20 protein-coding genes are annotated in these 24,408 nt (G+C 51.2%); 4 read left to right on the top strand and 16 right to left on the bottom strand.

What is annotated here, in order from left to right; genetic code table 11:
- Nucleotides 1-24 precede the first annotated feature (24 nt).
- On the top strand, nucleotides 25-831 hold the full coding sequence (locus tag ACU52_RS06615) for a CPBP family intramembrane glutamic endopeptidase (protein WP_053398215.1): 807 nt from the start codon (nucleotides 25-27) through the stop codon (nucleotides 829-831).
- An 881-nt stretch (nucleotides 832-1,712) separates the two neighbouring features.
- Here ACU52_RS06615 and ACU52_RS06625 read toward each other — a convergent pair.
- Nucleotides 1,713-2,972, bottom strand: a complete 1,260-nt coding sequence (locus ACU52_RS06625; protein WP_082335191.1) for an ammonium transporter — start codon at nucleotides 2,970-2,972, stop codon at nucleotides 1,713-1,715.
- Nucleotides 2,973-3,137: 165 nt separating this feature from the next.
- Nucleotides 3,138-3,494, bottom strand: coding sequence for a P-II family nitrogen regulator (locus tag ACU52_RS06630; protein WP_053398217.1), 357 nt, complete (start codon nucleotides 3,492-3,494; stop codon nucleotides 3,138-3,140).
- Nucleotides 3,495-3,962: 468 nt separating this feature from the next.
- Between ACU52_RS06630 and dapF the strand changes: the two genes are divergently transcribed.
- The 3 genes from dapF (at nucleotide 3,963) to ACU52_RS06645 (ending at nucleotide 8,662) form a co-directional block, all read left to right on the top strand.
- Nucleotides 3,963-4,805, top strand: a complete 843-nt coding sequence (gene dapF / locus ACU52_RS06635) for a diaminopimelate epimerase (RefSeq protein ID WP_239684888.1) — start codon at nucleotides 3,963-3,965, stop codon at nucleotides 4,803-4,805.
- A 150-nt stretch (nucleotides 4,806-4,955) separates the two neighbouring features.
- Nucleotides 4,956-6,191, top strand: coding sequence for an LL-diaminopimelate aminotransferase (locus tag ACU52_RS06640; RefSeq protein ID WP_053398219.1), 1,236 nt, complete (start codon nucleotides 4,956-4,958; stop codon nucleotides 6,189-6,191).
- 281 nt (nucleotides 6,192-6,472) lie between these two features.
- Nucleotides 6,473-8,662, top strand: a complete 2,190-nt coding sequence (locus ACU52_RS06645) for a glutamine synthetase III family protein (RefSeq protein WP_053398220.1) — start codon at nucleotides 6,473-6,475, stop codon at nucleotides 8,660-8,662.
- A gap of 663 nt (nucleotides 8,663-9,325) precedes the next feature.
- On the opposite strand, the gene ccsA is transcribed toward ACU52_RS06645, so the two are convergent.
- The 14 genes from ccsA to ACU52_RS06720 all read right to left on the bottom strand — a co-directional run bounded on the left by ccsA (nucleotide 9,326) and on the right by ACU52_RS06720 (nucleotide 24,404).
- The gene (ccsA, locus tag ACU52_RS06650) at nucleotides 9,326-11,566 is read right to left on the bottom strand and encodes a cytochrome c biogenesis protein CcsA (protein ID WP_053398221.1); all 2,241 of its coding nucleotides are present in this window, start codon (nucleotides 11,564-11,566) and stop codon (nucleotides 9,326-9,328) included.
- A 301-nt stretch (nucleotides 11,567-11,867) separates the two neighbouring features.
- Nucleotides 11,868-13,577: a di-heme oxidoredictase family protein gene (locus ACU52_RS06655; RefSeq protein WP_053398222.1), complete on the bottom strand. Its 1,710-nt coding sequence runs from the start codon at nucleotides 13,575-13,577 to the stop codon at nucleotides 11,868-11,870.
- 143 nt (nucleotides 13,578-13,720) lie between these two features.
- Nucleotides 13,721-14,980, bottom strand: a complete 1,260-nt coding sequence (locus ACU52_RS06660) for an imelysin family protein (RefSeq protein WP_082335192.1) — start codon at nucleotides 14,978-14,980, stop codon at nucleotides 13,721-13,723.
- Between the two features lie 70 nt (nucleotides 14,981-15,050).
- On the bottom strand, nucleotides 15,051-16,304 hold the full coding sequence (locus tag ACU52_RS06665; RefSeq protein WP_239684892.1) for a hypothetical protein: 1,254 nt from the start codon (nucleotides 16,302-16,304) through the stop codon (nucleotides 15,051-15,053).
- A 359-nt stretch (nucleotides 16,305-16,663) separates the two neighbouring features.
- Entirely contained in the window at nucleotides 16,664-17,155 is a 492-nt protein-coding gene (locus ACU52_RS06670; RefSeq protein ID WP_053398224.1) for a low molecular weight protein-tyrosine-phosphatase, read from the bottom strand.
- Nucleotides 17,156-17,209: 54 nt separating this feature from the next.
- The gene (locus ACU52_RS06675; protein WP_021853720.1) at nucleotides 17,210-17,770 is read right to left on the bottom strand and encodes a sugar O-acetyltransferase; all 561 of its coding nucleotides are present in this window, start codon (nucleotides 17,768-17,770) and stop codon (nucleotides 17,210-17,212) included.
- A 19-nt stretch (nucleotides 17,771-17,789) separates the two neighbouring features.
- The gene (locus ACU52_RS06680; RefSeq protein ID WP_053398225.1) at nucleotides 17,790-18,365 is read right to left on the bottom strand and encodes a serine acetyltransferase; all 576 of its coding nucleotides are present in this window, start codon (nucleotides 18,363-18,365) and stop codon (nucleotides 17,790-17,792) included.
- Nucleotides 18,366-18,444: 79 nt separating this feature from the next.
- On the bottom strand, nucleotides 18,445-18,918 hold the full coding sequence (locus tag ACU52_RS06685; protein WP_053398226.1) for an RNase H family protein: 474 nt from the start codon (nucleotides 18,916-18,918) through the stop codon (nucleotides 18,445-18,447).
- 196 nt (nucleotides 18,919-19,114) lie between these two features.
- Entirely contained in the window at nucleotides 19,115-20,932 is a 1,818-nt protein-coding gene (gene argS / locus ACU52_RS06690) for an arginine--tRNA ligase (RefSeq protein ID WP_053398227.1), read from the bottom strand.
- A gap of 770 nt (nucleotides 20,933-21,702) precedes the next feature.
- Complete coding sequence (locus ACU52_RS06700) at nucleotides 21,703-22,167, bottom strand: regulatory protein RecX (protein ID WP_021853716.1); 465 nt, start codon at nucleotides 22,165-22,167, stop codon at nucleotides 21,703-21,705.
- Between the two features lie 73 nt (nucleotides 22,168-22,240).
- Nucleotides 22,241-23,074 carry a peptide chain release factor N(5)-glutamine methyltransferase gene (prmC, locus tag ACU52_RS06705; RefSeq protein WP_053398229.1) on the bottom strand — a complete coding sequence of 278 codons (834 nt, stop codon included), beginning with the start codon at nucleotides 23,072-23,074 and terminating at the stop codon, nucleotides 22,241-22,243.
- Entirely contained in the window at nucleotides 23,071-23,274 is a 204-nt protein-coding gene (locus ACU52_RS06710) for a type II toxin-antitoxin system antitoxin (protein ID WP_021853714.1), read from the bottom strand. Before ACU52_RS06710 ends, prmC begins: the two co-directional genes overlap by 4 nt.
- A 49-nt stretch (nucleotides 23,275-23,323) precedes the next feature.
- A complete protein-coding gene (locus tag ACU52_RS06715) occupies nucleotides 23,324-23,857 on the bottom strand; it encodes a hypothetical protein (protein WP_053398230.1) in 534 nt (177 codons plus the stop codon).
- Between the two features lie 34 nt (nucleotides 23,858-23,891).
- Nucleotides 23,892-24,404: a hypothetical protein gene (locus ACU52_RS06720; RefSeq protein WP_147630800.1), complete on the bottom strand. Its 513-nt coding sequence runs from the start codon at nucleotides 24,402-24,404 to the stop codon at nucleotides 23,892-23,894.
- Nucleotides 24,405-24,408 lie beyond the last annotated feature (4 nt).

Below are 24,408 nucleotides of genomic sequence, written 5' to 3' on the forward strand. Positions count from 1 at the left end.
AGTTTTATCACATAAATTCAAGAAATGAAGAAAGCATTATTATATCTGTTTGCATTCATCTGCATACAGTATTTCGTGTCGTGGGCGGTGTTTGCCGTGTGGCTTCTCGCCGCCGGCCATTCCTCGTCAGACGTGCTCGCCGTGCTTAATGGTCAGAAGCTTGAGCTGATAACCGCCCCCATGCAGATACTTTCGTGCGCCGTTTACAGTGCCCTCACGCTTGCGCTGTTTGTCTGGCGCAAGTGGGCCGTGCTCTCGCCTGCCTATCTGCGTTCAGGCAAGTGGGGCATATTCTTCTGGAGCGGCATAGCCTCGCTCGGCACTCTGCTGCCTTCGGTGTGGCTTCAGAGCCTTATGCCTGACCTGGCCAACACGTCAGAAGAAACATTCCGCCAGCTCATGAGCAGCCAGTATGGCTATTTTGTGCTCTGCCTGCTGGTTCCGTTTGTTGAGGAGACCGTGTTCCGCGGCGCCATCCTCAAGTCGCTCCTCGGCAGCTTCTCGCGTCCGTGGGTGGCCATATTGATATCAGCCGCCGTGTTTGCTGTCATCCATCTAAATCCTGCCCAGATGCCCCATGCCTTCCTCATTGGTCTGTTGCTCGGCTGGATGTATTACCGCACGGGGAGCATCCTGCCCGGTGTGGCCGTCCATTGGGTCAACAACACCGTGGTGTACGTCTTGTGCACGCTGTTCCCGCATATAGCCTCGATGAGCAGTCTCGACGGACTTTTCGGCGGCAATCAGAAGAGTGTGGTGCTGTCGCTGATATTCTCTATGTTCATATTCCTGCCCGCCATCTATCAGCTCAACATGCGGATGAAAAAGTAAAGAAAACTGATAATTTCCGTACGTTTAACGCTCTCAGAATGGCGATGCCGGCGGCAAAGCCGTAAGTCGGCGCAAAAAGCGCGAAAAATTGCATGTTTTGTTATGTGCTTTATTATCAGTGCTTTACGCCGTTTCTAGGATGCGGGCGCAATGGTTAAAATATATTACTATGCCGTTTATGGTGCAAAAGTGGCCGCTTTACACATCGTAAAGCGGTCACTTTTGCTTCAGAAATGCACTTTTTTGCCCGTAAAATCCTTCTTCTGCCATCATAATATGAGTTTGATAGTAAACAGATGTTAATGGGTGCCGGTCTTTTATCTGTAAAATTTAACATCTGTTGTACTTTGTGATTCTAGAACGGAAAATATTTTTGTCATAAGTTTTTACTGCCTTCAAATTGTCCATGACAGTCTGCTTTAGTAGTCTCAAATATCGCATAATCTTGAGCTGCCGTTGCTCTGCATATAGTTTTGTCCGGCAGTGGCATTTGTGCATTCTGTTGGCATTTGTCGCTTCTTTTATGCCGTCAGCCATCTGCTCTTTTCATGTGGACAGCCATGCCTGTGGCGGAAGCTGGCAGTCGAGGCTATATGTAGGGTTAAACCGATGGATAATGCTTACTTCTTGGTTATAATTATAAAAAAAGAGCCGTGCGCATCTGTGCGCAGCGGCTCCTCTCGTCAACAAAAGATATTATGCAACCGATGTCGCATCGTTAAATAATAATGATACACTAATACTCTATTGTTCGTGGTCAACAAGGTTGGCTGGCTGTTTGCAGGTCTTTTAGTAAGGAATATATGATTATCCCATTCCTCTGAACGGGACAGATCATAATTCCTGCGCATCATTTATCCTGAAAAACATTCATCTTTTTATCAGTTATATGCCGATTCGCCGTGCTCGTAGATGTCGAGGCCCTCTTCCTCTACACGTTTGTCTACACGCAGTCCGGCAATCTTCTTTATTGCATAGAACATCAGGCAACCTGAGGCGGCAGCCCAGGTGTCTATGCATATAATGCCCATGCACTGGGCCCCAAGCAAACTCAAGTCTCCGCTGTACATCAGTCCTCTGTCAACGGCTAGCAGTCCTGTCATCAGCGTGCCCAATATGCCGCATACGCCATGCACGGAGCTTGCGCCCACGGGGTCGTCTATGTGGAGCCTGGTGTCTATAAATTCAATGGCAAATACAAGTACGGTTCCGCATACAAGGCCTATGACTACTGCACCTGCAGGCGACACAATGTCGCATCCGGCTGTTATGCCCACAAGTCCTGCCAGTATGCCGTTAAGAGTGAGCGAGAACGAGGGCTTGCCGTATTTAATCCAGCTTACGCACATAGTGGCTATGCCTCCGGCTACGGCTGCAAGGTTTGTCGTGAGAAAAACGTGAGATACCGCCGTGCGGTCGGCCGCTGTGGCTACGGCAAGCTGCGAGCCGGGGTTGAATCCGAACCATCCGAACCACAGGATGAACACCCCGAGGGCTGCTAGCGTAAGGTTGTGTCCCGGTATGGCCTTGCTTTTGTTGTTCTTGTCGTATTTTCCTATGCGCGGTCCGAGGATGAATGCCCCTGTGAAAGCCAATACACCTCCTACGGAATGCACTACGGCAGACCCGGCAAAGTCGTGGAAACTATGTCCGAAAGTACGCATCATGAAGGAGTCTCCGCTGCCGTCCATGAGCCATCCTCCTCCCCATGTCCAGTGGCCTTCTACCGGATAAATTATTAGTGAGATTAAAATTGAATAAATAACGTACATGCTGAACTTCGTGCGCTCTGCCATTGCTCCTGACACTATCGTTGCTGATGTTGCGCAGAACACCGTCTGAAACATAAGAAAGCCCTCGGTGGGCAGTCCGGCCGGGTGAGTGTAGAACGAAAGGTCGCAGAAGTTTGGCGCTCCGATGAAGCCTTCGCCACCGCTGCCGAACATGAAGCCAAAGCCGACGAACCAGAACAGCAATGAGCCGACCATGAAGTCGACAAAGTTCTTGAACAATATGTTCACTGTGTTCTTGCTCCTGGTGAATCCTGCCTCGCAGAAGGCAAATCCAGGCTGCATGAAGAATACGAGCATTGCGGCAAGGAGCATCCATACCGTATTTAATCCTATTGTCAAATCTGTCATAATCCTAAAAACTTTAAATGCAAATAACTTTACCTTGATAAACATTCCTGTCATGCCGTCGTTGGCAGGAATGTCTTATTATATGTAACAAAATACCACTTTTGGTCTAGATGAAGATATTGTTGTCCTTAACGGCATAGACGGCTTTTGCCGAAGAAGCAGCAGCTATTTTTCCTGCTCCGCATTATATAGGGCGATGTCTCCCTGCTCGCCTGTGCGTATGCGTATGGCATTTTCAATTGGTATCACGAATATCCTTCCGTCGCCAATCTCTCCTGTGTATGCAGCCTTCTGTATTGCTGCAATCGTCTTTTCGACATTCTTTTCTCTTACCACTATGCTGATTAGAGTGCGTTCTATGCAGCTCGTGTCATACATTACGCCGCGATAGATACGTGCCTGGCGCGTTTTTCCTTCGCCCCTTACGTCATAGTAAGAAAACCATTCAATGTCTGCCGCAAGCAAAGCCTCCTTCACTTCCTCAAATTTTGTCTTGCGGATAATTGCTTCAATTTTCTTCATGATTAGTTGCTTTTTGATAATTAATAACGGTTTTATCTTTTCGTTTTGTAATTTATGTCTGCAAAATTATGTCAATATGTGCGTAAATACAAATGTATTATGTCGTTATGTTTGTTGGAATGTAATTTTCTTTTAAAATGTAATCAAAATAAAGTTTTATTGTTATAAATTGTAAGTATAATAGTTTTATATAGAACAAAATGTAGTAAGAGTGACGCCGTGATGAAAATTGTTGAATTATTATATATGGATATCGGTTTGAGTGATAATTATTAATTTATATGTCTATATATGTTTTAATCTATTATTAAATTGATGTGTTTGAGAGTTAAATGTAATTTTTAGTTTAAAGTTGTGTAATAATTCGACAAAAATAGGAAAATGTTTCACAAGATGTTGTAAATTTGCATTGAAAATCATGCAAAAAGAAAACATTAACGTGAAAAGATAATCATAATGACACCAACAATGATTAGATTTACGAAGATGCACGGAGCCGGGAATGATTATATTTATGTTAATACGTTGCTGTATAATATTCCTTCTCCTGTTGAGGCTGCCATAAAGTGGAGTTCGCGCCATAAGGGCATAGGCAGCGACGGACTGGTGCTGATAGGGCGTCCTGTGTCTGCCGATGCCGATTTTTCCATGCGCATATTCAATGCCGACGGTTCTGAAGCAATGATGTGCGGCAATGCCTCAAGGTGCATTGGAAAGTATCTTTATGAAAAAGGCATGACGTCGAGTCGTACTATACGCCTCGAAACTCTTTCAGGAATAAAGACTCTGAACCTGCATGTCTGCGGACAGAAGGTTGACAGCGTAACCGTAGATATGCTTGAGCCGCGCTTTGATGTGGCCGGACAGTTTGTGCCTAGGACAGACGCCGAGGCGGGAGGCATGCTTGAAGCCGGCGGAAAACTCTTTAAAGGCACGTTCGTGTCGATGGGTAATCCGCATTTCGTGATATTCACGGACGCTGAAGGCCTTGCCGACGTAGAGACCTACGGGCGCTTGCTGGAGCATCACGAGGCTTTTCCTGCACGCTGTAATATAGAGTTTGCCCATCTCGTTGAGAAAGACACGCTGCGTACAAGGGTGTGGGAGCGTGGAAGCGGCATAACGATGGCATGCGGCACCGGGGCATGTGCCACGGCTGTTGCGGCGGCAAAGCTCGGAGTGGCAGGCTGCAGCAGTAAGGTCGTGATGGACGGAGGCACGCTCGAAATTGAATGGAGAGAAACTGACAATCATGTTTATCTTACTGGCGGTGCCGAATTTGTGTTTGACGGTGAGATACCGCTTCCCTGATAAGGTTGCGGATATAAGCATAAATCAGATTAGGTGAGTTTTTTAAAGACAAAAGATTGTATCAGGAATTTTTAGAAACAGGCAGAGGCCGGAATTAGGAACAGTCACAACATAGAAAAGAAAATAACTTAAACATCAATAAAAATAAATATGGCATTAATAAACGAACATTATCTAAAACTGACAAAAAACTATCTGTTTGCCGACATTGCGAAAAAGGTGAATGCCTTTAAGGTGTCGCATCAGAAGGCCAACGTGATAAGCCTTGGCATCGGCGACGTTACGCGTCCGCTGTGTCCTGCTGTTATCAAGGCCATGCACAAGGCCGTTGACGAGATGAGCACCAGGGAAGGCTTTCACGGATACGGTCCTGAACAGGGATACATGTTCCTGCGTGAGGCTATCGTGAAGAACGACTATCTTTCGCGCGGCATACATATCGACCCGAGTGAGGTGTTCGTCAACGACGGTGCAAAGAGCGACACGGGCAACATTGGCGAGCTGGTGCGCTGGGACAACAACTTCGGCGTTACCGATCCGGTATATCCCGTATATGTCGACTCAAACGTGATGTGCGGCAGGGCTGGTGCGCTTGTTGACGGCAAGTGGAGCAACGTTACCTACATACCATGCACGGAAGAGAACAACTTTGTGCCACAGATACCCGACCAGCGTGTCGACATAATATACCTGTGTTATCCGAACAACCCTACGGGAACCGTTATAACGAAGGAAGAACTGCGCAAGTGGGTGAACTATGCGCTGAAAAACGACACTCTGATATTCTATGACGCTGCATACGAGGCTTATATTCAGGACGACGACATTCCCCATTCAATCTATGAGATAAAAGGGGCGCGCAAGGTTGCTATAGAGTTCAGAAGTTTCTCGAAGACGGCAGGATTCACCGGCGTGAGATGCGGCTATACGGTTGTGCCCAAGGAACTTACGGCTGCCAGCATAGACGGCAAGGAGCGCTATCCGCTGAATCCGATGTGGTATCGCAGGCAGTGCACCAAGTTTAACGGCACAAGCTATATAAGCCAGCGCGCAGCCGAGGCTATATATACCCCCGAAGGCAAGGAGCAGGTAAGGGAGACTATAAAATACTATATGGACAACGCCAAGATAATGCGCGAGACGCTGACATCTTTAGGACTGAAGGTGTATGGCGGCGTAAACGCTCCGTATCTCTGGGTGAAGACTCCGGGCAACATTGACAGCTGGAAGTTCTTTGAGCAGATGCTCTATGGAGCGCAGGTGGTATGCACGCCGGGCGTAGGCTTCGGTCCGAGCGGCGAAGGCTTCGTAAGGCTTACAGCCTTCGGTGAGCGTGAAGACTGCAAGGAGGCCATGCGCCGCATAAGTCTGTGGATGCAGAAGTAGAATGCGGCAGGACGCCGGGCCGTAAGGTTTCTGCTTGACGGGCGTAAGTACACACCGGGCGACGTGGCGTCAATGACATGTGGGTGAGTGGTGGCGTGTGGCGCATGCTATGCCAATTTAAGTCTGCGAAAGACTTACTTTGTATTATAAATTGCGCTATGAATGTAAAAAAAAGCAACATTTATCTCATAAAAAGGTGTCATAATGAAATTTAGCATTATCTTTGCATATGTTTTCAGATAAAGAATAGGCATAAGTATAATAAATAAAACTTTTTAACAATGACAAACTTAAGATTTCAGGTTGTTGAAGAGGCTTTCAAGAAAAAGCCGCTGGAAGTAATGGTTCCGCTGGAACGCCCGTCTGAATACTTCGGCAAGTATGTCTTCAATAGGGCAAAGATGTATAAGTACCTGCCTGCAGATGTATATGACAAGCTCATTGATGTCATTGATAACGGTTCGCGACTCGACCGCTCTATAGCCGATGCAGTGGCTGCCGGCATGAAGCAGTGGGCCGAGGAGAACGGCGTTACACACTACACTCACTGGTTTCAGCCGCTTACAGAAGGCACTGCCGAGAAGCACGACGCCTTCATAGAGCACGACGGCAAGGGCGGCATGATAGAGGAGTTCTCGGGCAAGCTGCTCGTACAGCAGGAGCCTGACGCAAGCTCGTTCCCCAACGGCGGTATCAGAAACACCTTCGAGGCACGCGGATATTCAGCCTGGGATCCCACATCACCCGTGTTCATCATGGACGACACGCTGTGTATTCCTACTATCTTCATCTCTTACACCGGCGAGGCTCTCGACTACAAGGCTCCGCTGCTGCGTGCCCTTCACGCTGTGAACACTGCCGCAACTGAGGTTTGTCATTATTTCGATCAGAGAGTAAAAAAGGTTACATGCAACCTTGGATGGGAGCAGGAGTATTTCCTCGTTGACGAGGGACTCTACAGCGCACGTCCCGACCTGATGCTTACAGGACGCACCCTGATGGGCCACGACTCTGCCAAGAACCAGCAGATGGACGACCACTACTTTGGCACCATCCCCGACCGCGTACAGGCCTTCATGAAAGACCTTGAGGTGCAGGCTCTCGAGCTGTCGATCCCCTGTAAGACACGCCATAACGAGGTTGCCCCCAACCAGTTTGAGATAGCTCCTATATTCGAGGAGACCAACCTGGCCATCGACCACAACATGCTGCTCATGTCGCTCATGAAGAAAGTGGCACGCAAGCACGGCTTCCGCGTACTGCTGCATGAGAAGCCCTTCGCAGGCATCAACGGTTCGGGCAAGCACAACAACTGGAGCTTGTCTACCGACACCGGCGTGCTGCTGCATGCACCTGGCAAGACTCCTGAAGACAACCTGCGCTTCGTTACCTTCATCGTTGAGACTCTCATGGGCGTATACAGACACAACGGACTGATCAAGGCTTCTATCATGAGCGCTACCAACGCCCATCGTCTGGGAGCCAATGAGGCACCTCCGGCAATCATATCTTCGTTCCTCGGCAAGCAGCTGTCAGAACTGCTCGACCATATAGAGAACAGCAACAGCAAGGACCTGTTCAACGTGGCAGGCAAGCAGGGCATGACGCTCGACATACCTGAGATACCCGAACTGCTCATAGATAACACCGACCGCAACCGTACAAGTCCGTTTGCCTTTACAGGTAACCGCTTCGAGTTCCGTGCCGTGGGCAGCGAGGCCAACTGTGCTTCGGCCATGATAGCCCTCAACACTGCCGTGGCTGAGGCTCTGACCGACTTCAAGAAACGCGTTGACGCCCTCATCGAGAAGGGACAAGACCAGACCAGCGCCATCATCGACGTGCTGCGCGAGGACATCAAGACCTGCAAGCCCATACGCTTCGACGGAAACGGATATTCTGACGAGTGGGTTGAGGAGGCAAAGCGCCGCGGACTCGACTGCGAGACAAGCTGTCCGCTTATCTTCGACAACTACCTGAGCAAGGAGTCGATAAAGATGTTTGAAGACATGAACGTGATGAGCGAGAAAGAGCTTGCTGCCCGCAACGAGGTTAAATGGGACACCTACACCAAGCGCATACAGATTGAGGCACGTGTAATGGGCGACCTGTCGATGAACCACATCATACCTGTGGCAACCCATTATCAGAGCCAGCTGGCCAAGAACGTTCAGAACATGCTGCAGATATTCTCTAAGGAGAAGGTTGAGAAGCTCTGCTCGCGCAACATCAAGATTATTGAGGAGATTGCCGAGCGCACGCAGATCATAGAGAACGGCGTTGACGAGCTTATCAACGCGCGCAAGGTGGCCAACAAGATTGAGAGCGAGCGTGAGAAAGCCATAGCATATCACGACACGGTGGCTCCAAAGATGGAGGAGATACGCTACCACATAGACAAGCTCGAGCTTATCGTTGCCGACGAGCTCTGGACTCTGCCTAAGTATCGTGAGCTGCTCTTCATAAGATAATAGCCAGACATTATCAATATAAAGACTGACGGCAGTGGGGCTGATGTGCCCCGTGTGTGCCGCCGAACATATAATTTTAACGTGACAATCTATTTCTTTTATTGATTGTTTTAAGTTAACTGACGGGAAGTCTCTGTGAAGAGGCCTCCCGTTTTATTTTGTGTCTTATCATGTTTTCCGCCCTGCTCATGGGCTTTGCTACGTGGTAAAAACTTATGACAAAAATATTTTCCGTTCTGGAAAATGAAAATATAACGGATGTTAATTTTATTGGATAAAAATGTTGTATGGTTAACATACGTTTACTTTTATCATACTATTAAAGGAATAAAAGCATGGTTTTTTGAGTCTGAAAGCATGCTTTACGGACGAAAATCGGGCATGTTTTGCAGCGTAAGTGGCCCACTTTTGCACCGTAAACGGCAGAGTAATATTTTTTAACCATTGCAGTTTTGTCTCTTCTTGGGCATAAAGTGCTGATAATAAGGAAGATGACAAAACTGCAATGTTTTTCGTGTTTTTTGCGCCAAACTATGGCTTTGCCACGGGCATCGCTGTTCTGAGAGCGTCAAACGGACGGAATTTATCCGATTATTTTACAAAACGGCATTCCGGGCAGCATTGCCTTTTGCTGCCCTTGAGTGCATCGGCTCTGTCCCGGCGTCATGCATACGAGTGCATTCCGCCAAGAAAATAGTTCACGCCGAAGTATGTCATCAGTATTGTGGCAAAGGCTGCCACCATAAACACGTGCCACGGCATGGGCCTGCGCATCATCGGGAGCGACGTCCCGTGTGCAGCCGCGGCATACACCATGAAGGTTATCATCGCCCACACCTCCTTGGCGTCCCAGCTCCAGTAGGCGCCCCACGACACGTTGGCCCACACCGCGCCTACGAATATGCCTACGGCCAGGGCTGCCATGGCAGGATAGTAGAACAGCTGCGACAGGGCGCGCAGGGCTGCAAGCTGAGCGGCGAGCACCTCTGCACAGCTGCCCCTCATGGCGCGCAGCAGCAGGGCCGTGATGCCGCAGATGAAGGTGAGCGAGAGCAGGGCGAAGGCCGTCATTATCACCGATACGTGGATGCTGAGCAGGGGCGACTGCAGCACCGGCATGATGTGGGTTATCTGTGGATCCATCTGGCTTATGTGCGACACGAGCAGGAAGAAGCCAGACATGATGAAGCCGAAGGTGAGCACTATGGCGAAGCGGCGGCACAGCAGCAGCGACGCCGCCATGATTATCCATGCCATGAGCAGCATCGTCTCGTAGCCGTTTGCCATGGGTGCGGTGCCCCTTATCAGCCAGCGCAGAGCCACGCAGAGAGTGAGCGCCGCGAAAGAAAGCAGCATGACAGCTACTGCAATCTTCATTAGCATGCTGCCGCGCAAGGTGCGCCTTGTGGGGCGTGTCATAAGCCAGAGAACGGCAAACAGCGTGGCGAAGCCCATGCCGAGGTTGAGCATGAAGAGGATGGTGGCAAAGGGCACGGCGTTATACAGCCGTTCGGCCCGCGTCTGCATGCCCGAAGGCAGCGAGCTGCCGCCGTTCTTGTGCTGATAGCGCAGCATCTTGTCGGCAATGTTGCCCACAGAAGCCATGTTGCCTGCCAGCGCCTCCTGATATATCAGCGAAAATACGTTCTGCATATACTGTCTGTCGGCCGGGGCTACGGCAGAGTCGGGCATGATGTCTGTTGGGGCATACCATGTGGTGTTGCCGTTGACGGTATACGGAAACACCTTCAGCAGCTTGCCGCGCCGCAGGTCCATCACGAGCTGTATGCGCGCGTCTACGTCGGCCACCTGGCGGTGAAACTCGTCATCGTGCCCGTTGTAGTATTCGTTCAGGTAGGGGCCAATGATGTATCCGCCCATCATGTCGTTGAAGAAGGTGTTTATGGCGCAGTGGCGGGGCAGCTGCAGCCTGTCGCGCAGGGCGCCGCCCTTCAGTCTGAGCAGCGGCTCGCGGCTCCACTCGTCGGGCCACATCACGAAGCCCATCAGCACCTGTTCTGCCGTGTAGCCGCCGTAGCTTGCGCTGCCGCACAGTTTCTTCGTGAAGTCTATGGCGAGAGTCTGCAGCGGGCATACGCGGTTGTTGTAGAGAACATACAGCCGTCCGAACTTGTCGGCCGTCTCCTTAGGCAGCGTCGTTGCGCCGTGAGCCATAAACGTAGTGGCGACAAGCAGCGCAAAGGTCATCATTCCCTTTCTCACGATGTCGCTGCGCAGCAGGCGGCGGTAAGGCCCCTTGGGGTCGATGAGCATCCACGCCATGGCAATAAAGAGCAGGGCGTAGCCGCAGTAGGTTACGGGTATGCCCCACGGGTCGCGGTTGACCGAGAGCACGCTGCCGCGCATGTCGGGGTCGTAAGACATCTGATAGAGCCTTACAGACTTGTAGCTGAATATGTTGTTCATCGAAACAAGTGCCTCTGTGGTCTTGTCGCCGTCGGTAACGGTGAGCCTTGTTACATAGTCGGCCGCGGCTTTTGTGCCGTCGTGATAGTGTATGTCGAACGACTTCAGCCTTAACTTGAACGGCAGCGTGTGCCGTATGTCGCCGTCTTTCGTGCTGACCACATACGTGTCGGTTGTCTCGCCGAGCCGTAGTCTGACCGTGCCTTGCGATGCCGATATATGGGTGAGCAGGGCGCCGAGCAGTATCACGAAGAACGAGCCGTGGAGCAGCAGCACAGACGTGCGCCTTACGCGCCTCTTCACGATATACGCCACGCCCGCTGCCGCCAGCAGTGCCCACATGGCGGCAAACCACCATGAGCCGTATATGGTGTCGGCAACATAGTAGCTGCCCATGTATTTCTCTGTTATCGTGGCCGCAGCCATTATCGTTATGATGCTCACGTAAAGAGCAAGGAGGGAACGGGAAAGGGTCATGTGTTTTTAGGAGTTAAAGGAGTTAGAGTAGTTATCGCCAACAAGTTGGCTAGGAGTTAAAGTCAATAGCCTTGTTGCTTCTTATCAACCACTACGTATTTGGATTTTTCACTTTTAGTTTTTCTCTTTCGCAAGACGGGAGTTAGAGTAGTTAAAGTAGTTAAAGTCAATAGCCTTGCTCTTTAGAAGTTAAGCAAAAATATTTATTGAATTACTTATTCACAATATTCAAAAGGAGTAAAGCCACAAGACATATGACTTTAACTCCTTTAACTACTCTAACTCCTTTAACTACAAAAAATCATATCGCCTGCAGGAACTTCACCACGGCGTCGCGGTCGGCCTTGCTGAGGTTATAGAACTTTGCTGCCGAGGCGTATGCGTCGCTCTCCTTGCTGTAGGCATGCCACATTATGGCCTCTATCTCGTTGCGTGCGCGGCAGTCGTGCAGACGGTCTTGTGCACCGGTGTTAATCAGCGACAGACCGCGGCCCCATAGCGGTGTGGTGCGGCACCATGAGCCGTGAATGTCGTTGATCATGTGCAGACGGTGCTGCACGAAGTCTGAGTAAGGATAAATCTTCTGGCGCGGATACTTAGGCAGCGGCTTGCCCTTTATCACGTCGGGCGTCCAGTAGTTGTCGTCGCCCGTTGTCCACGACGGACGGTGGCATGTGGCGCAGCCCATCTCCATAAACAACTTCTTGCCGCGCTGCACATCAGGGTCGTTAAGGTTGCGGGCGCGAGGTATGGCCAGTCCGCGGTGCCACACCATGAAGGCGTAGAAGTTGTCGTTGCTCATCTCCGGCTCAAAGTTGTGCCACTGGTTGTCAAACTGGTTGGTGCTTGGCGACAGCAGATTTCTCACCGCGTCGGCAATACCGCTGTCAGTTCCGTCGGCATAATACGGCGACGTAGGGTCGCTCTTTATCGCAGCTATCACGTCCTGGTTCTTCGACATTGCCAGGGCCCATGCGTCGGTGGTGTAGAGCTTCGGGCGGTCAGGGCGGCTCACGTTCGGAATGTTCCACATGGCGTTGGCTCCGGCGCCGTCCTGCAGACTGGCACGTGTCAGCGCATAGGTGTAGCGCTTTATCATCCCCGTGACGGGAGTGCCGTCGGCCAGCGCGCCCGGCGAAGTCCAGTTGGTATAGTAGGCCGTAGATGCCCAGTCGTTGGCGGCCTTGTCCCACATGGCAGGGTTGAGCTCTATGTATTTAGCCTCCTCCTGATACTGCTTCTTGAGCGAGTCCTCGGGTATGGCGTCAATGAGTCCCGTGCCCATTATGCCTATTGTCGACTCCAGTCGCACGGCAATGTTGGTTGGCTTCGGGTCGGTGTTGAACGCATCCTGCGAAATGGTCACTTCGGGATATATGAGCTGATATTTCTCGCCGTCGGGAAACTCCGTTGCCGACAGTCCGCTCGGCATTGTGCCCTCTACGGTTTTCCATGTCATGCTGATTTTGTCCTCGTCAACGGGTGGAAGAAACGGCGACACGGCCTGTGTCTGCGGCATGCCCGTAACCTCGCTGATGTAGGGACCGTCGTTGCTGTTGGCTCCGTCTTCGGGATGATATATCACGAGCAGGTAGCCGTTGCCGAAGCCTGCTTTGTACGACTCCTGCCGCTTGCCGTGCCCGTAGCCCGGATGGCAGTCGATGCACGACTTTCTGACCGATGCCGGCCCTAGGCCGTTGAACGGCGGAGTGCTCGTGTTGAAGTTGCGCTCAAAGAGCACCTCGCCGAGATGAAACTCACTTAGCAGTCCCATTTCGTCTACTATAGGGGCGTCGTCTTCATAGCAGCCTGCGCCTACGTTTTCGGTAGTGCCGAGCTTGCCGCCCGGATACCATTCGTCGGCCGAGAAGTTGCCCACATCCTGTCCAACATACTCAATGTCGCCCGTGTTCTCCGGCAGACGCTCATCGTCAGTGCAGGCCTGAAACGACAGGCAGGCACACGCCGCGAGGGCGGCAACATGACAGTTTCTGATACTTATAAATTTCATAATATGCTGTTTTAAGATTACTTTGTCTTTGCTTTCTTTATCGGTTCAGCGATTGCTCTTGCCTTTCAGGCGTAAAGTTACGCCACGCAGACCGTGTGACGGCTTGCCGTGGCATAACTTCTAATAACCTTTAAAAAGTATTGTCAGTTGGCTGCAATCCATGTTGATGCTGCCGTCAGGCTTGCATCGAGCGCTTCTATGGCAGCTATGGCGTCGGCCACACACTGAGCTTTGGGATTGTCAACAAAGGCAGTGCCGCTGTTCTGGCATGCCGTAAGTTTATCGAGAGAGTTCTTTATGTTTGTCTCAACTGTGGCGGCAAGTTCCGGGTTATACTTTTTCAAGTACGCCATGATCGACTTGCTTTCGTTGCGGTTGCCTTCAACGCCGCCGTATATGCTGTTCTCTATGCTTATGATGTTGTCGTAGAAGTCATAGAAGGAGCGCTTGCTGTAGGGCGACTCAATGTAGTTGGGGTCTTCGCCGCTGTAGGCAAGTCCCATCTTCTGTGAGTACACTTCCTTTGCAATATTCTCGCATCCGCTCAGCAGGATGGTGCTTGCCACCTCGCGCCACATGGCATAAGTGCTTCCGGCCTGACCGGCGTTGAGCATGTTTGTGCCATAAGAGTTGTTGCCGCTGCCCACGGTGCAAGGCAGTTCACACTCGTCTACGACACGTGTGCGCTGCTCTTCGGGTGCGTCGGCGTTCCATGATACGTTGAGCTGATAGCAGCGGTCGCGCAGGTCGCCGGCAACGGCTGTGGCATAAATCAGTTCTTCAAGACCTGTAACGTTTGTTGCCACCTTAACAAAATCCGGGTCGTCTTCAACGCCGCGCAGCTTCTCTATCTTGCGGTTGGCGCCGTCGCGGAAGATGATAAACTCAATGCCGTGGAATCCCAGCAGCTCCTGTCCCAGCTTGTTGGCTGCATAGGATATGCCGTCTTCGCCGTCCATGTTGGCCACTTTGTCGGTGTTCTTCAGCTCTGTGGCCAGTCCTTCCAGGTCGAGCGGCCATGTGTCGATGTGCGGGTCGATGCCGAAGTCAGTTGCTGCGCCGAACAGGAATGCCTCGCTCTTTTCCCAATAGGCGCGCGCACTCAGGAATGTGGCGCAGATGTTGTCAATCTCAGTTTGCGTAACCGAGTTCGGGTCTGTCTTAAACTTCTCCTTCACGGCATACAGCTGTTCGTAAAGACTGTTTGTCTCGGCAGCCAGACTTCCGTAGGTTGAATATACAACGTCGTTTACATACACGCCTGCCGCCTCTTTCAGGAAGGCTTCTTTCTCTGTCAACGCACTGCCGTCGTTGATGTCGTCATCGTCGCTGCATGACGAAAAACCAAACATTACTGCTGCTCCGAGCATGAGTGCAAGGGGCAATTTAAAGATTTTTTCCATAGCTTACTTTGTTTTTATATAATACTTGTATCGTTTCTTCTATACATTCAGGGTGTCCGGCTTAGTCGTCTTACAGGAAGAATCCCTGATATGCCACGCCTATCGACACCGAAGGCTCGTCGTTGTATTTTGATTTGAGGAATCTCTTTGAGTATTCGCCCTTCACGACAATCTGCGGAACAGGGTAGTAGTTGAGGCCTACGGCCATGCGGTTGCGGTCGGTATATTCGTAGTCGGCCTGGTCGGCGGCAGGAATGTATGAGTCGTAGTACTCATATCTGCCAAAGGCATACAGCTTTTGGTTTTTGTTTCTGAGCTTGGGTATCTGTGAGAAAATGTCGTATCCGGCCTCGATGCCTGCCGCTACGGCATTCTTGCCCACGGGCGACTTCTTATAAGGCGCGCCGCTCGACACGAGGTTGCGCTTTATTGCGCTTATCTTCGATGCATCGCTCACATATCCGTAGTCGGCGTTACCTCTTACAATCCAGTTGTGGCCCGAGTAGGTGAAATCGAAAGCTCCGATATATACGTTGCCCTTAACCTTGTCGTTGGCCTTGCCTTCGCCTTCCATGTCGTGCGGATAGGTGTTGTGCATCGACTGTCCGTAGTATCCGCTAAGACCGATGCGCAGGCCCGGAATGGTGTAGTTGTCGATGCGCGCGGCAAAGCCATACTTGTTGGCCACCTTAAATTCGAATGGCGAACCGGCACCGTTCTGCACCCAGTTGTCGCGGTCGAACATGAAGGCGTCGAGTCCGGCGATGAACTGCAGCTCATAACGGAAGTCTCCCGAGCGGCCCCAAAAGCTGATGCCTGTGTCGTGCCATGTGCATGGAAGAATGGTAGATTCGCCTTCGGGGCGGTAGACTGTAAAGAAGTTGAGCGGCTCATGATGGGCGTTGGTGAGGCCTACGGGCACTACTATGTGTCCGATACGGATATTTGCCCAGCGTGCGAACGACTTCTGAATCCAGAACTGCTCCAACTCCACCTCGCCGCCTTTCTCGGTTTCCTGTTCCCATTCGCCGGCCTCTTCAAACTCTTTCTCAACGGCACCGCCTGCTCCGCCGTGCTCAAACTCAATCTCGCTCGACATGCTCCAGCCTTTTCCGAAGTCGTAGCTTATGTATATCACGGCATGCGGAATGTCGAAGCGTCCGTGGCTCGGATCGTTCTTATACTGGCTTGCGTTAGAATAACGATAAACGTTGTCGCTGTAGAAGTTGCGCGTCAGTGCCACCTCGCCATATCCGCCGATGCTCAGGCGGTTTCCCTTGGCGTGCTGATACACGCTGTCGGCAGCCGAATGTTGTGCCTGCATCTGTGCGGAAGTGAACAGAATGGCTGCGGCACATGTCAGAAAAGTTTTTCCCGTTAAGTTCATTTATGTCTTATTTTTTGATTTTTCGATGCAAAGGTAATGGCTCGTAAAAATGTTTACAATACTTAAAAATCGGTAAAATAAGATTAAATGAATGTGCGTCTCTAATCACCAAAAAGGGTGATGGCCGGCCTGTTTTCATGCCTTGCACGGCACGATGAGCCATGTTTGGCAGCGTTAAGTGTGCTGGGGTGTGAAAACAGAGCGCCGCATATACCTATTTGCAGGTATATGCGGCGCTAATAATAAATGGGTATGCTGTCAGCCTTGCTATGGCTTAGGCATTGCTTGTCAGAGCATTACAGCTGTTTTTCGAGCCATGCAATGATGCCGTCGCAGGCATCTTCGATAAGGTCGAGAGCCAGCTCGAAGTCGGCATCGCCTCCGTAATAGGGGTCGGGCACGGTGTCGTATTGCGGATGACGGCTCATGAAGTCTGCCGTACACATTATCTTCTTGCGGTCGTCGTCGTTGCGTGCCACGCGGTTAAGGTCGGCCACGTTCTGATGATCCATCGCGAAAACATAGTCGAAGCGGCTGAAGTCGGCAGGCTTAATCTGTCTTGCCCTGCTGCTCAGGTCGTATCCACGGCTTGCTCCGTGGCTTCTCATGCGGCGGTCGGGCAGCTGCCCTTCGTGCCATGAACCGATGCCGGCAGAGTCTACCTCAATGCGTCCTGCCAGGCACTTGTTGTCTTCGAGCTTATATTTCAGTATTGCCTCGGCAGCCGGAGAGCGGCATATATTGCCGAGACACACAAAGAGAAGAGACTTCTTGTCAACTGGTTTCATAATCAGAAAATAATCTTTGTTGTTGTATAGTGATGAAGATGGGCCGCGCGTGGATTATTTGTCAACCACCGGGCGGCGCTTTACCACTGCCGGATTGCCTGCCGCGAGCGAGTCGTCGGGTATGTCTTTAGTAACCACGCTGCCGGCAGCAATGATGCATCGCTTGCCTATAGTTACGCCCGGACACACGATAACACTGCCGCAGAGCCATGTGTCCTCGCCTATGGTTACAGGATAAGCCGTCTCTATCGTACCGCGGCGCGGCACGTAGTCCATCGGATGCTGCGGCGTGTATATCTGGCAGTTGGGGCCTATAAGCACGTTGTCGCCTATGGTAATGCGTCCTCCGTCGAGCATCACGCAGTTGTAGTTTACGAACACGTTGCGCCCCATGGTTATACCGTTGCCGTGGTCGCAGTGGAACGGCGGGCACACCACGCTGTCCTCCGGTATGCCGGGTATGAGGTCTTCTATCATCTCACGGTAGCAGTCGTCTGTTATGGTGACTGTCTGCAGCCTGGCACACAGCTTCTTTGCGTGGTCAAGACTCTTGAATATCTCCGGGTCGGAGAAGTTGTAGAGCTGGCTGCTGCGCATTTTCTCAAATTCGGTCATGTGTCTTGTTGATATTTTGTTATAATGGAATATTCACTTTCTTGCCGTCCTTCTTTACTATAACGGCCGGATTGCCCACCACGGTGCAGTTGTCGGGCACATCCTTATATATAACTGTGGCGGCGCCAATCCTGACGTTGTTGCCAATCTTTACCTTGCCGAACACCATCGAACCTGTGTATATGCTTACGTTGTCGCCTATGGTGGGGCGTCCGTCCTTGCCGTTGCCGAGCGTAACGAGGTGCAGGCAATAGAAGTTGCGGCCTATGCTGTCGGCGTTGAGATAGGTTGAATATGAATGCTCTAGATGGCATCCTTCGCCTATCGACGGGCACGTTATGTGGAGCGACTTGTCCTCGGGCATGAGCCACTTGATGAACACGGAGCGGTATTCGCCAAGGCGATAATAAAACAAGTTGCGGAACACCTTCTGCCGTGTGCACACCTTAATAAAGGTAAGTATGCCGCCCTTGCCTTCTCCGTAAGGCTCAAGGTCGGCGTCAATGGTCTTCCTGAAGCGCAGATATAGCAGTATGTGCGGCAACATTCTCAACGTTGAGGCCGAGAGCAGGGCGCATTGTGTGTAAGGGTTCATGATGTTTCAGGTTGATGTTTTTATAACTTTTTATGCCGTCATGCCGGCTTATTTGTATGCCTGCATTGCAGACGCGGGGCTATTTTCGTCCGAAGTCGGCCGGAATGTCTCCCCATTTGCGCGTGTCCCACTGGATGAGTTCCGTGCGGAACGTGTGCGTGCGCAGCCAGTTTTCGGCTCTTGCTATGACGTTATACAGCTGTGCGGTCTTGGCCGTGCGTTCCAGTTTTGTCTTGCACTGCATCTTCCTTACCCATGTTATGGCCGTGAAGCTGTCGCTGTATATAGTCTTCTTGATGCCTTTCTGCTCCATAAGCGCCAGTGCATGCACGATGGCAAGGAATTCGCCAATGTTGTTCGTTCCGAACACCGGACCGTAATGAAACACCACAGCGCCCGTAGTGAGGTCGATGCCCCTGTACTCCATCTGTCCCGGATTGCCGCTGCATGCCGCGTCAACAGCCCATGCGTCAGCCTTAACTTCCATAGGCAATGGCAACACAGTATCGTTTCTGTAATCAGGCGGATTGCAGTTGTTTAATTCATAATTCATAATAACTGGTATTTTGTGGAGCAGTTTATATTGAGCACCTTGGCTGATGAAATAAGATAAGTTGATATCATGAAAGATAAAGGAGTTAGAGCAGTTGAACAAAACTAAAATCACGCCTTGAAGGCATTTGACTTTAACTACTAAGCTCACACCGTGAGCGATAACTACTTTAACTACTCTAACTCCTCAACAATTATTACATTCGTTCCGGCATTTCGATTCCGAGCAGGCGCATGCCGTTCTTCAGAGTCTTGGCCACGTTCTTGGCGATGAGCAGGCGCAGAGCCTTCTCGTCGTCAGTGTCGGCGCCGAGGATGCTGAAGTCATGATAGAACTGGTTGAACTCCTTGGTCAGCTCGTAGCAATAGTTGGCTATGCCGCTCGGGCTGTAGTCTATGCCGGCCTGGCGCACGGCAGCCTCATATTCGTTCATCTTCTGTATCAGTTCTGTCTCCTTGACGCTCAGGTTTACGTTGCCGCTGAATGCCTCGGGCACTGCTATGCCCTGAGCCTCGGCCTTGCGCAGAATGCTGCGTATGCGGGCATAAGTGTACTGAATGAACGGACCTGTGTTGCCGTTGAAGTCGATTGACTCTTCAGGATTGAACAGCATGTTCTTGCGGGCGTCAACCTTCAGGATGAAGTATTTGAGTGCACCCATACCAACCATGCGCGAAACCTCGGCACGCTCCTCGTCGCTCATGTCGGCAAACTTGCCCAGTTCCTCGCTTGTGCGGCGTGCGTCGTCTATCATTGCTGCTATCAGGTCGTCGGCGTCAACCACCGTTCCCTCGCGGCTCTTCATCTTGCCGTTAGGCAATTCCACCATGCCGTAAGAGAAGTGGACAAGCTCCTTGCCCCACTTGAAGCCGAGGCGGTCGAGCAATATTGACAGCACCTGGAAGTGATAGTTCTGCTCGTTGCCCACAACATATATCATCTTGTCTATAGGATAGTCGTTGAAGCGCATCTCTGCCGTACCGATGTCCTGAGTCATATACACCGACGTGCCGTCAGAGCGGAGCAGCAGTTTCTGGTCGAGGCCCTCGTCAGAGAGGTCAGCCCATACGCTGTTGTCGTCCTTGCGGAAGAAGAGTCCCTTCTCGAGTCCTTCCTCCACCTTTGCCTTTCCCTTCAGATAAGTCTGCGACTCATAGTATATCTTGTCGAAGCCTACGCCCAGAGCCTTGTAAGTCTCGTCGAATCCGGCGTAAACCCATGAGTTCATCTTCTCCCACAGTGCGCGCACCTCGGGGTCGTTGGCTTCCCATTTCACGAGCATGTCGTGAGCCTCCTTTATCAGCGGAGCCTCGTCCTTGGCCTTCTTCTCGGCCTCCTCGTCGGTCATGCCCTCAGCCTTAAACTTAGCCTCAAGCTCCTTAACCTCCTCGCGGTAGTGCTTGTCGAAGGCCACATAGTAGTCGCCAATCAGGTGGTCGCCCTTCTTTCCGCTTGTCTCGGGTGTTTCGCCGTTGCCCCATTTCAGCCATGCCAGCATCGACTTGCAGATGTGTATTCCGCGGTCGTTCACGATGTTGGTCTTGACAACACGGTTGCCGTTGGCCTCCATAATCTGCGCAAGGCTCCAGCCCAGCAGGTTGTTGCGCACGTGTCCCAGGTGGAGCGGCTTGTTGGTGTTGGGCGATGAGTATTCTATCATCACCAGCGGAGCGTCGGCTCCTGCCTTGCGCTCGCCGTAGTGCTCGTCGGCGCTGATGGCGTTGAGCAGCTTGATCCATGACTGCTGTGCCAGCACGAGGTTAAGAAATCCCTTGACCACGTTGAAGCGCTCAACGTGCTCGCAGTTTTCAACCAGCCAGTTGCCAATGGCCTCGGCCGTAGCTTCGGGCTTCTGTCTTGATATCTTTAAGAACGGAAAAACCACCAGGGTAAGGCTACCCTCAAACTCGCGTTTTGTCTTCTGCAGCTGAACCATGTTCTCTGTGATGTTGGCTCCGTAAAGCTCCTTCACGGCCTTTATCACGCTGCTGCTAATCTCACCTGCTATATTCATTTCTTTAGTTTGTTATTTCTCTTTCATCTTTTTGCTTTGCAAAGGTAAGCAATTTGTTTGAAAATAAGAACTATACGCGGCATGAACAATAAAAAATAAGGGCAAACCGTTTGCCGCGTGAGCCGAAATCTGCCGCACGGCATACAAAATACGCTCTGATGTTGCCGCCGGCCATGGCGTTCGGGCGTCAGGGCGCAGACCGGTTATGCACCTGTTGTTATGCTGCGGCTTGACGTGATGTGTAAAATAATTTTACCGTTCGCCGTCCGTTTGACGCTCTCAGAGCAGCGGTGCTCTCCGCTGCAGCGTGGTTTTGCCGTAAAAATAGCGAAAAATGAACGTTTTGTGTAATGTGTTGATATACCGTGATTTACGCCGGTTGCGTGCCGCCTTGCGGTTTTCTGCTTGCCGTTATACGGCTGTTTGCGCTGCAAAAGGTGCCCTTTTACAGTGCGAAAACATGCCTTTTGCATGCTGAAAGGCATGCTTTTGGCTGCCGAAATCATAAGTTTCGGCGGCTAAAAACTGTCGGAAAGTAAAGAAAAGTTAATTTATTGCATGGTATAACGTATGCCTGTTAACATACATTATACTTTGTTTTTCTGGATTGAAAAATAATTTTGTCCTGACTTTTTACCGTTTCCCGTATGCCTTAATCTCCGCTCATGGCATGCAGGATTGCCCATATAACACTTTCTGTGAGTCATATTTCCAACGCGTGTCATGGCCATTGGCATACCGTGAAGCCATATCGTGGCGGATGGTATGGCTTAAAACTCCTCACAGTCGAGACACTCTCTTATTATGTCCATGTCGAAGCCGCGGCCCATGGCAAACCTTATCAGTTTGGCGTTAAGCTCATATTCGCTTGCCGCCTTTATCGTCTTGCGCTTGCTCTGCAGCAGGGGGCGCAGCACGGCGATGTATTCTTCGGCGTCAACCTCACCGAGCGCGCCTGATATTATGTCGCGCGGTATACGCTTCATCATCAGCGCCTGTTCCACCTTTCGGCGTCCCCATTTGTTATACCGTATCTTGTCGCGCACGAAGAAGCGGCAGTAGCGCTCCTCGTCGATATACTTTTCGTCAACAAGCCGCTGCATTATGCGTTCCTGCATGTCGTCGGGCAGCTGCCAGCGCGCCATCTTCTCGCTCATCTCGTGGCGGCAGTGCTCTGCTGCGGCGCACATGGCCGACAGCTTGAAGAATGCCTCCTGTTCTGTTATCTGTTTCATCTCTTTGTCATGTTGTGCCGGCACTGCCGGCTATGTGTATGTTGCCGTGTTGTCTGTTTGCTCTGTTTTGTCGTTATGCCTTTACGCCCTTTGCCATGCGTTGCTTGCCGTACATGTCGCTTCGCAGCTCTACTGCCGTCATGCCTTCGGCCCGCATCATGCGGCAGGTGTCGTCGGCATATATCGGGTTAATCTCAAAATACAGCCGTCCGCCCTTGCTAAGCGTCTGCACTGCAAGGCGCGTAATGGCACGGTAGAACAGCAGCGGGTCGGCGTCGGGCACGAAGAGAGCCGTGTGAGGCTCATGTTCCAGCACGTTGACGGCCATATCCTTTTTCTCTTTTTCGCAGATATATGGCGGATTGCTCACTATCACGTCCCATTCGCCTTCAGGCTTTGCGTTGAGCGCATCCTGCTTTACGAAGTTTACGTTGGCGCCTAGTTGTTGTGCGTTCTCGCGTGCCACGTCGAGCGCATCGGCTGAAATGTCCCACGCCGTAACCTTACTTTCCGGCATGTCGAGCTGCAGCGTTATGGCTATGCAGCCGCTTCCCGTGCCGATGTCGAGCACCTTCGGACTGGCCGAAGCCTTGCTGTCGGCTGTTATCCACGCGCAAAGCTCCTCGGTCTCGGGGCGGGGTATGAGCACACCGGGGCGCACATTGAACCACCGGCCGCTGAATTCGGCACGCCCGAGCACATACTGCACAGGCTCGCCCTCAGTCAGACGCCCGAATATCTTGTTCAGTTCTGCCGTCTTTTCTGCCGTCATCTCTTCAACGGCTCCGCACAGGATGTCGGCCTTCGACAGTCCGAAGCATACATCCAGCACATAGTCGGTAACGGCACGCGCCTCTCCGTTGCCATACAGCGGTTCGAGTGTGCGCCACAGTTCACGGTATGTCATTCTTCATTCTCCTTTCCTTCATCTTTGCGTGCGCGCTTTTTCTTCGGCAGTCGTCCGCTCTTGCGCAGCGCCTCCGATATTATCCATTGCAGCTGTCCGTTGGTGGAACGGAACTCGTCGGCAGCCCATTTCTCTATGGCTGCCATCGTCTCTGAGTCCACACGCAGGACAAAGCTCTTGGTGTTGTTGTCTTTCTTCATCTTCTATGTTTGCGGGTTTGCGTCCGGCGGCCTTACGGCTTGCTGCCGTTTATGCCCGTATTGTGTCTTTATCTTTGTTCAGCGAAGCCCTGTATTCGGGCGAGCGGTAGTACAGATAATAGCTCATGTAAGAATGAAACACTTTGTATATGAGCAGAATCAGCAGTGAGAACCAGTCGTTCATCTTCTTTATCATCACAGAAATCATGCCTTCATAGCCGTTGGAAATCAGCGATACAATCATTATAGTGACGGCAAATCCTGCCAGGCTGGTGATTATGCCTGCCGTGATAAACAGCCATCTGCTGCGCAGATACAGTCTGTTGGACCATGAGCCGAGCGTAATCTCGCGTTTCAGCGGCTTTCCGCGCAGCCATGTGAAATAAGCCCCATAGCCTAAGATGCCTATGGCTATCAGACTCATAATAATCAAAATCATCGGCTCCGGCATTCCTTCAATGGCTATACATGCAAGGGTGAACAGCACAACGAGCAGCCCTATGCCGATATGTATTTTGCCATAAAGCCTTGCGCTGCAGCTGTATTTCGTTATGCTTATGCTGCTTAGATATTGTTTAATCATGTTTCATTCCTCTTTGTTTGCCGTATAATCAATATCAGTCGACCTTCTTCCGCGATGCTTCGGGTGAGCGGTAATATTCGTAGAAGTCGACGTATGACTTCAGAACTTTATACAAAACCAGGATAAACATCCAACCGAAAGTGGCCAGTTCTTCAGATAATCTCTGGATGGTAAGTCCGTCAATGCCGTCGTCTATGAATGTTAGTAGCGCCGTGAAGACAAATATCAGCAGAAAGCCTGCCGCAATGCCAACCGGCATATACAGTTGTCTGTAGCGCAGGTACATGCGGTTGCTGAAGCCTCCAAGCGTAACCGTGTCGCTTATGGCACCCTTGCGGAATGCCCAGCGGTAGATGCCCGTGCCCACCATCAGTAGGAGTACGATGTATGAAAGTATCGTTGTGCCGTTATACCAGCAGTCAATCTTCCAGCAGCGCAGCAGCCAAAGGGCTGTCAGCGGCAGGCCGAGACATACATTGACCTTGCCCGACAGCTTTGGCGAACGGCTGAATTCCATTTGTTGTTTCTTGCTTTTCTTCTTTAGCATGTGA

Origin of the sequence: Xylanibacter rarus (genome assembly GCF_001275135.1) — a bacterium.
GTDB classification, from domain to species: Bacteria; Bacteroidota; Bacteroidia; order Bacteroidales; family Bacteroidaceae; genus Prevotella; species Prevotella rara.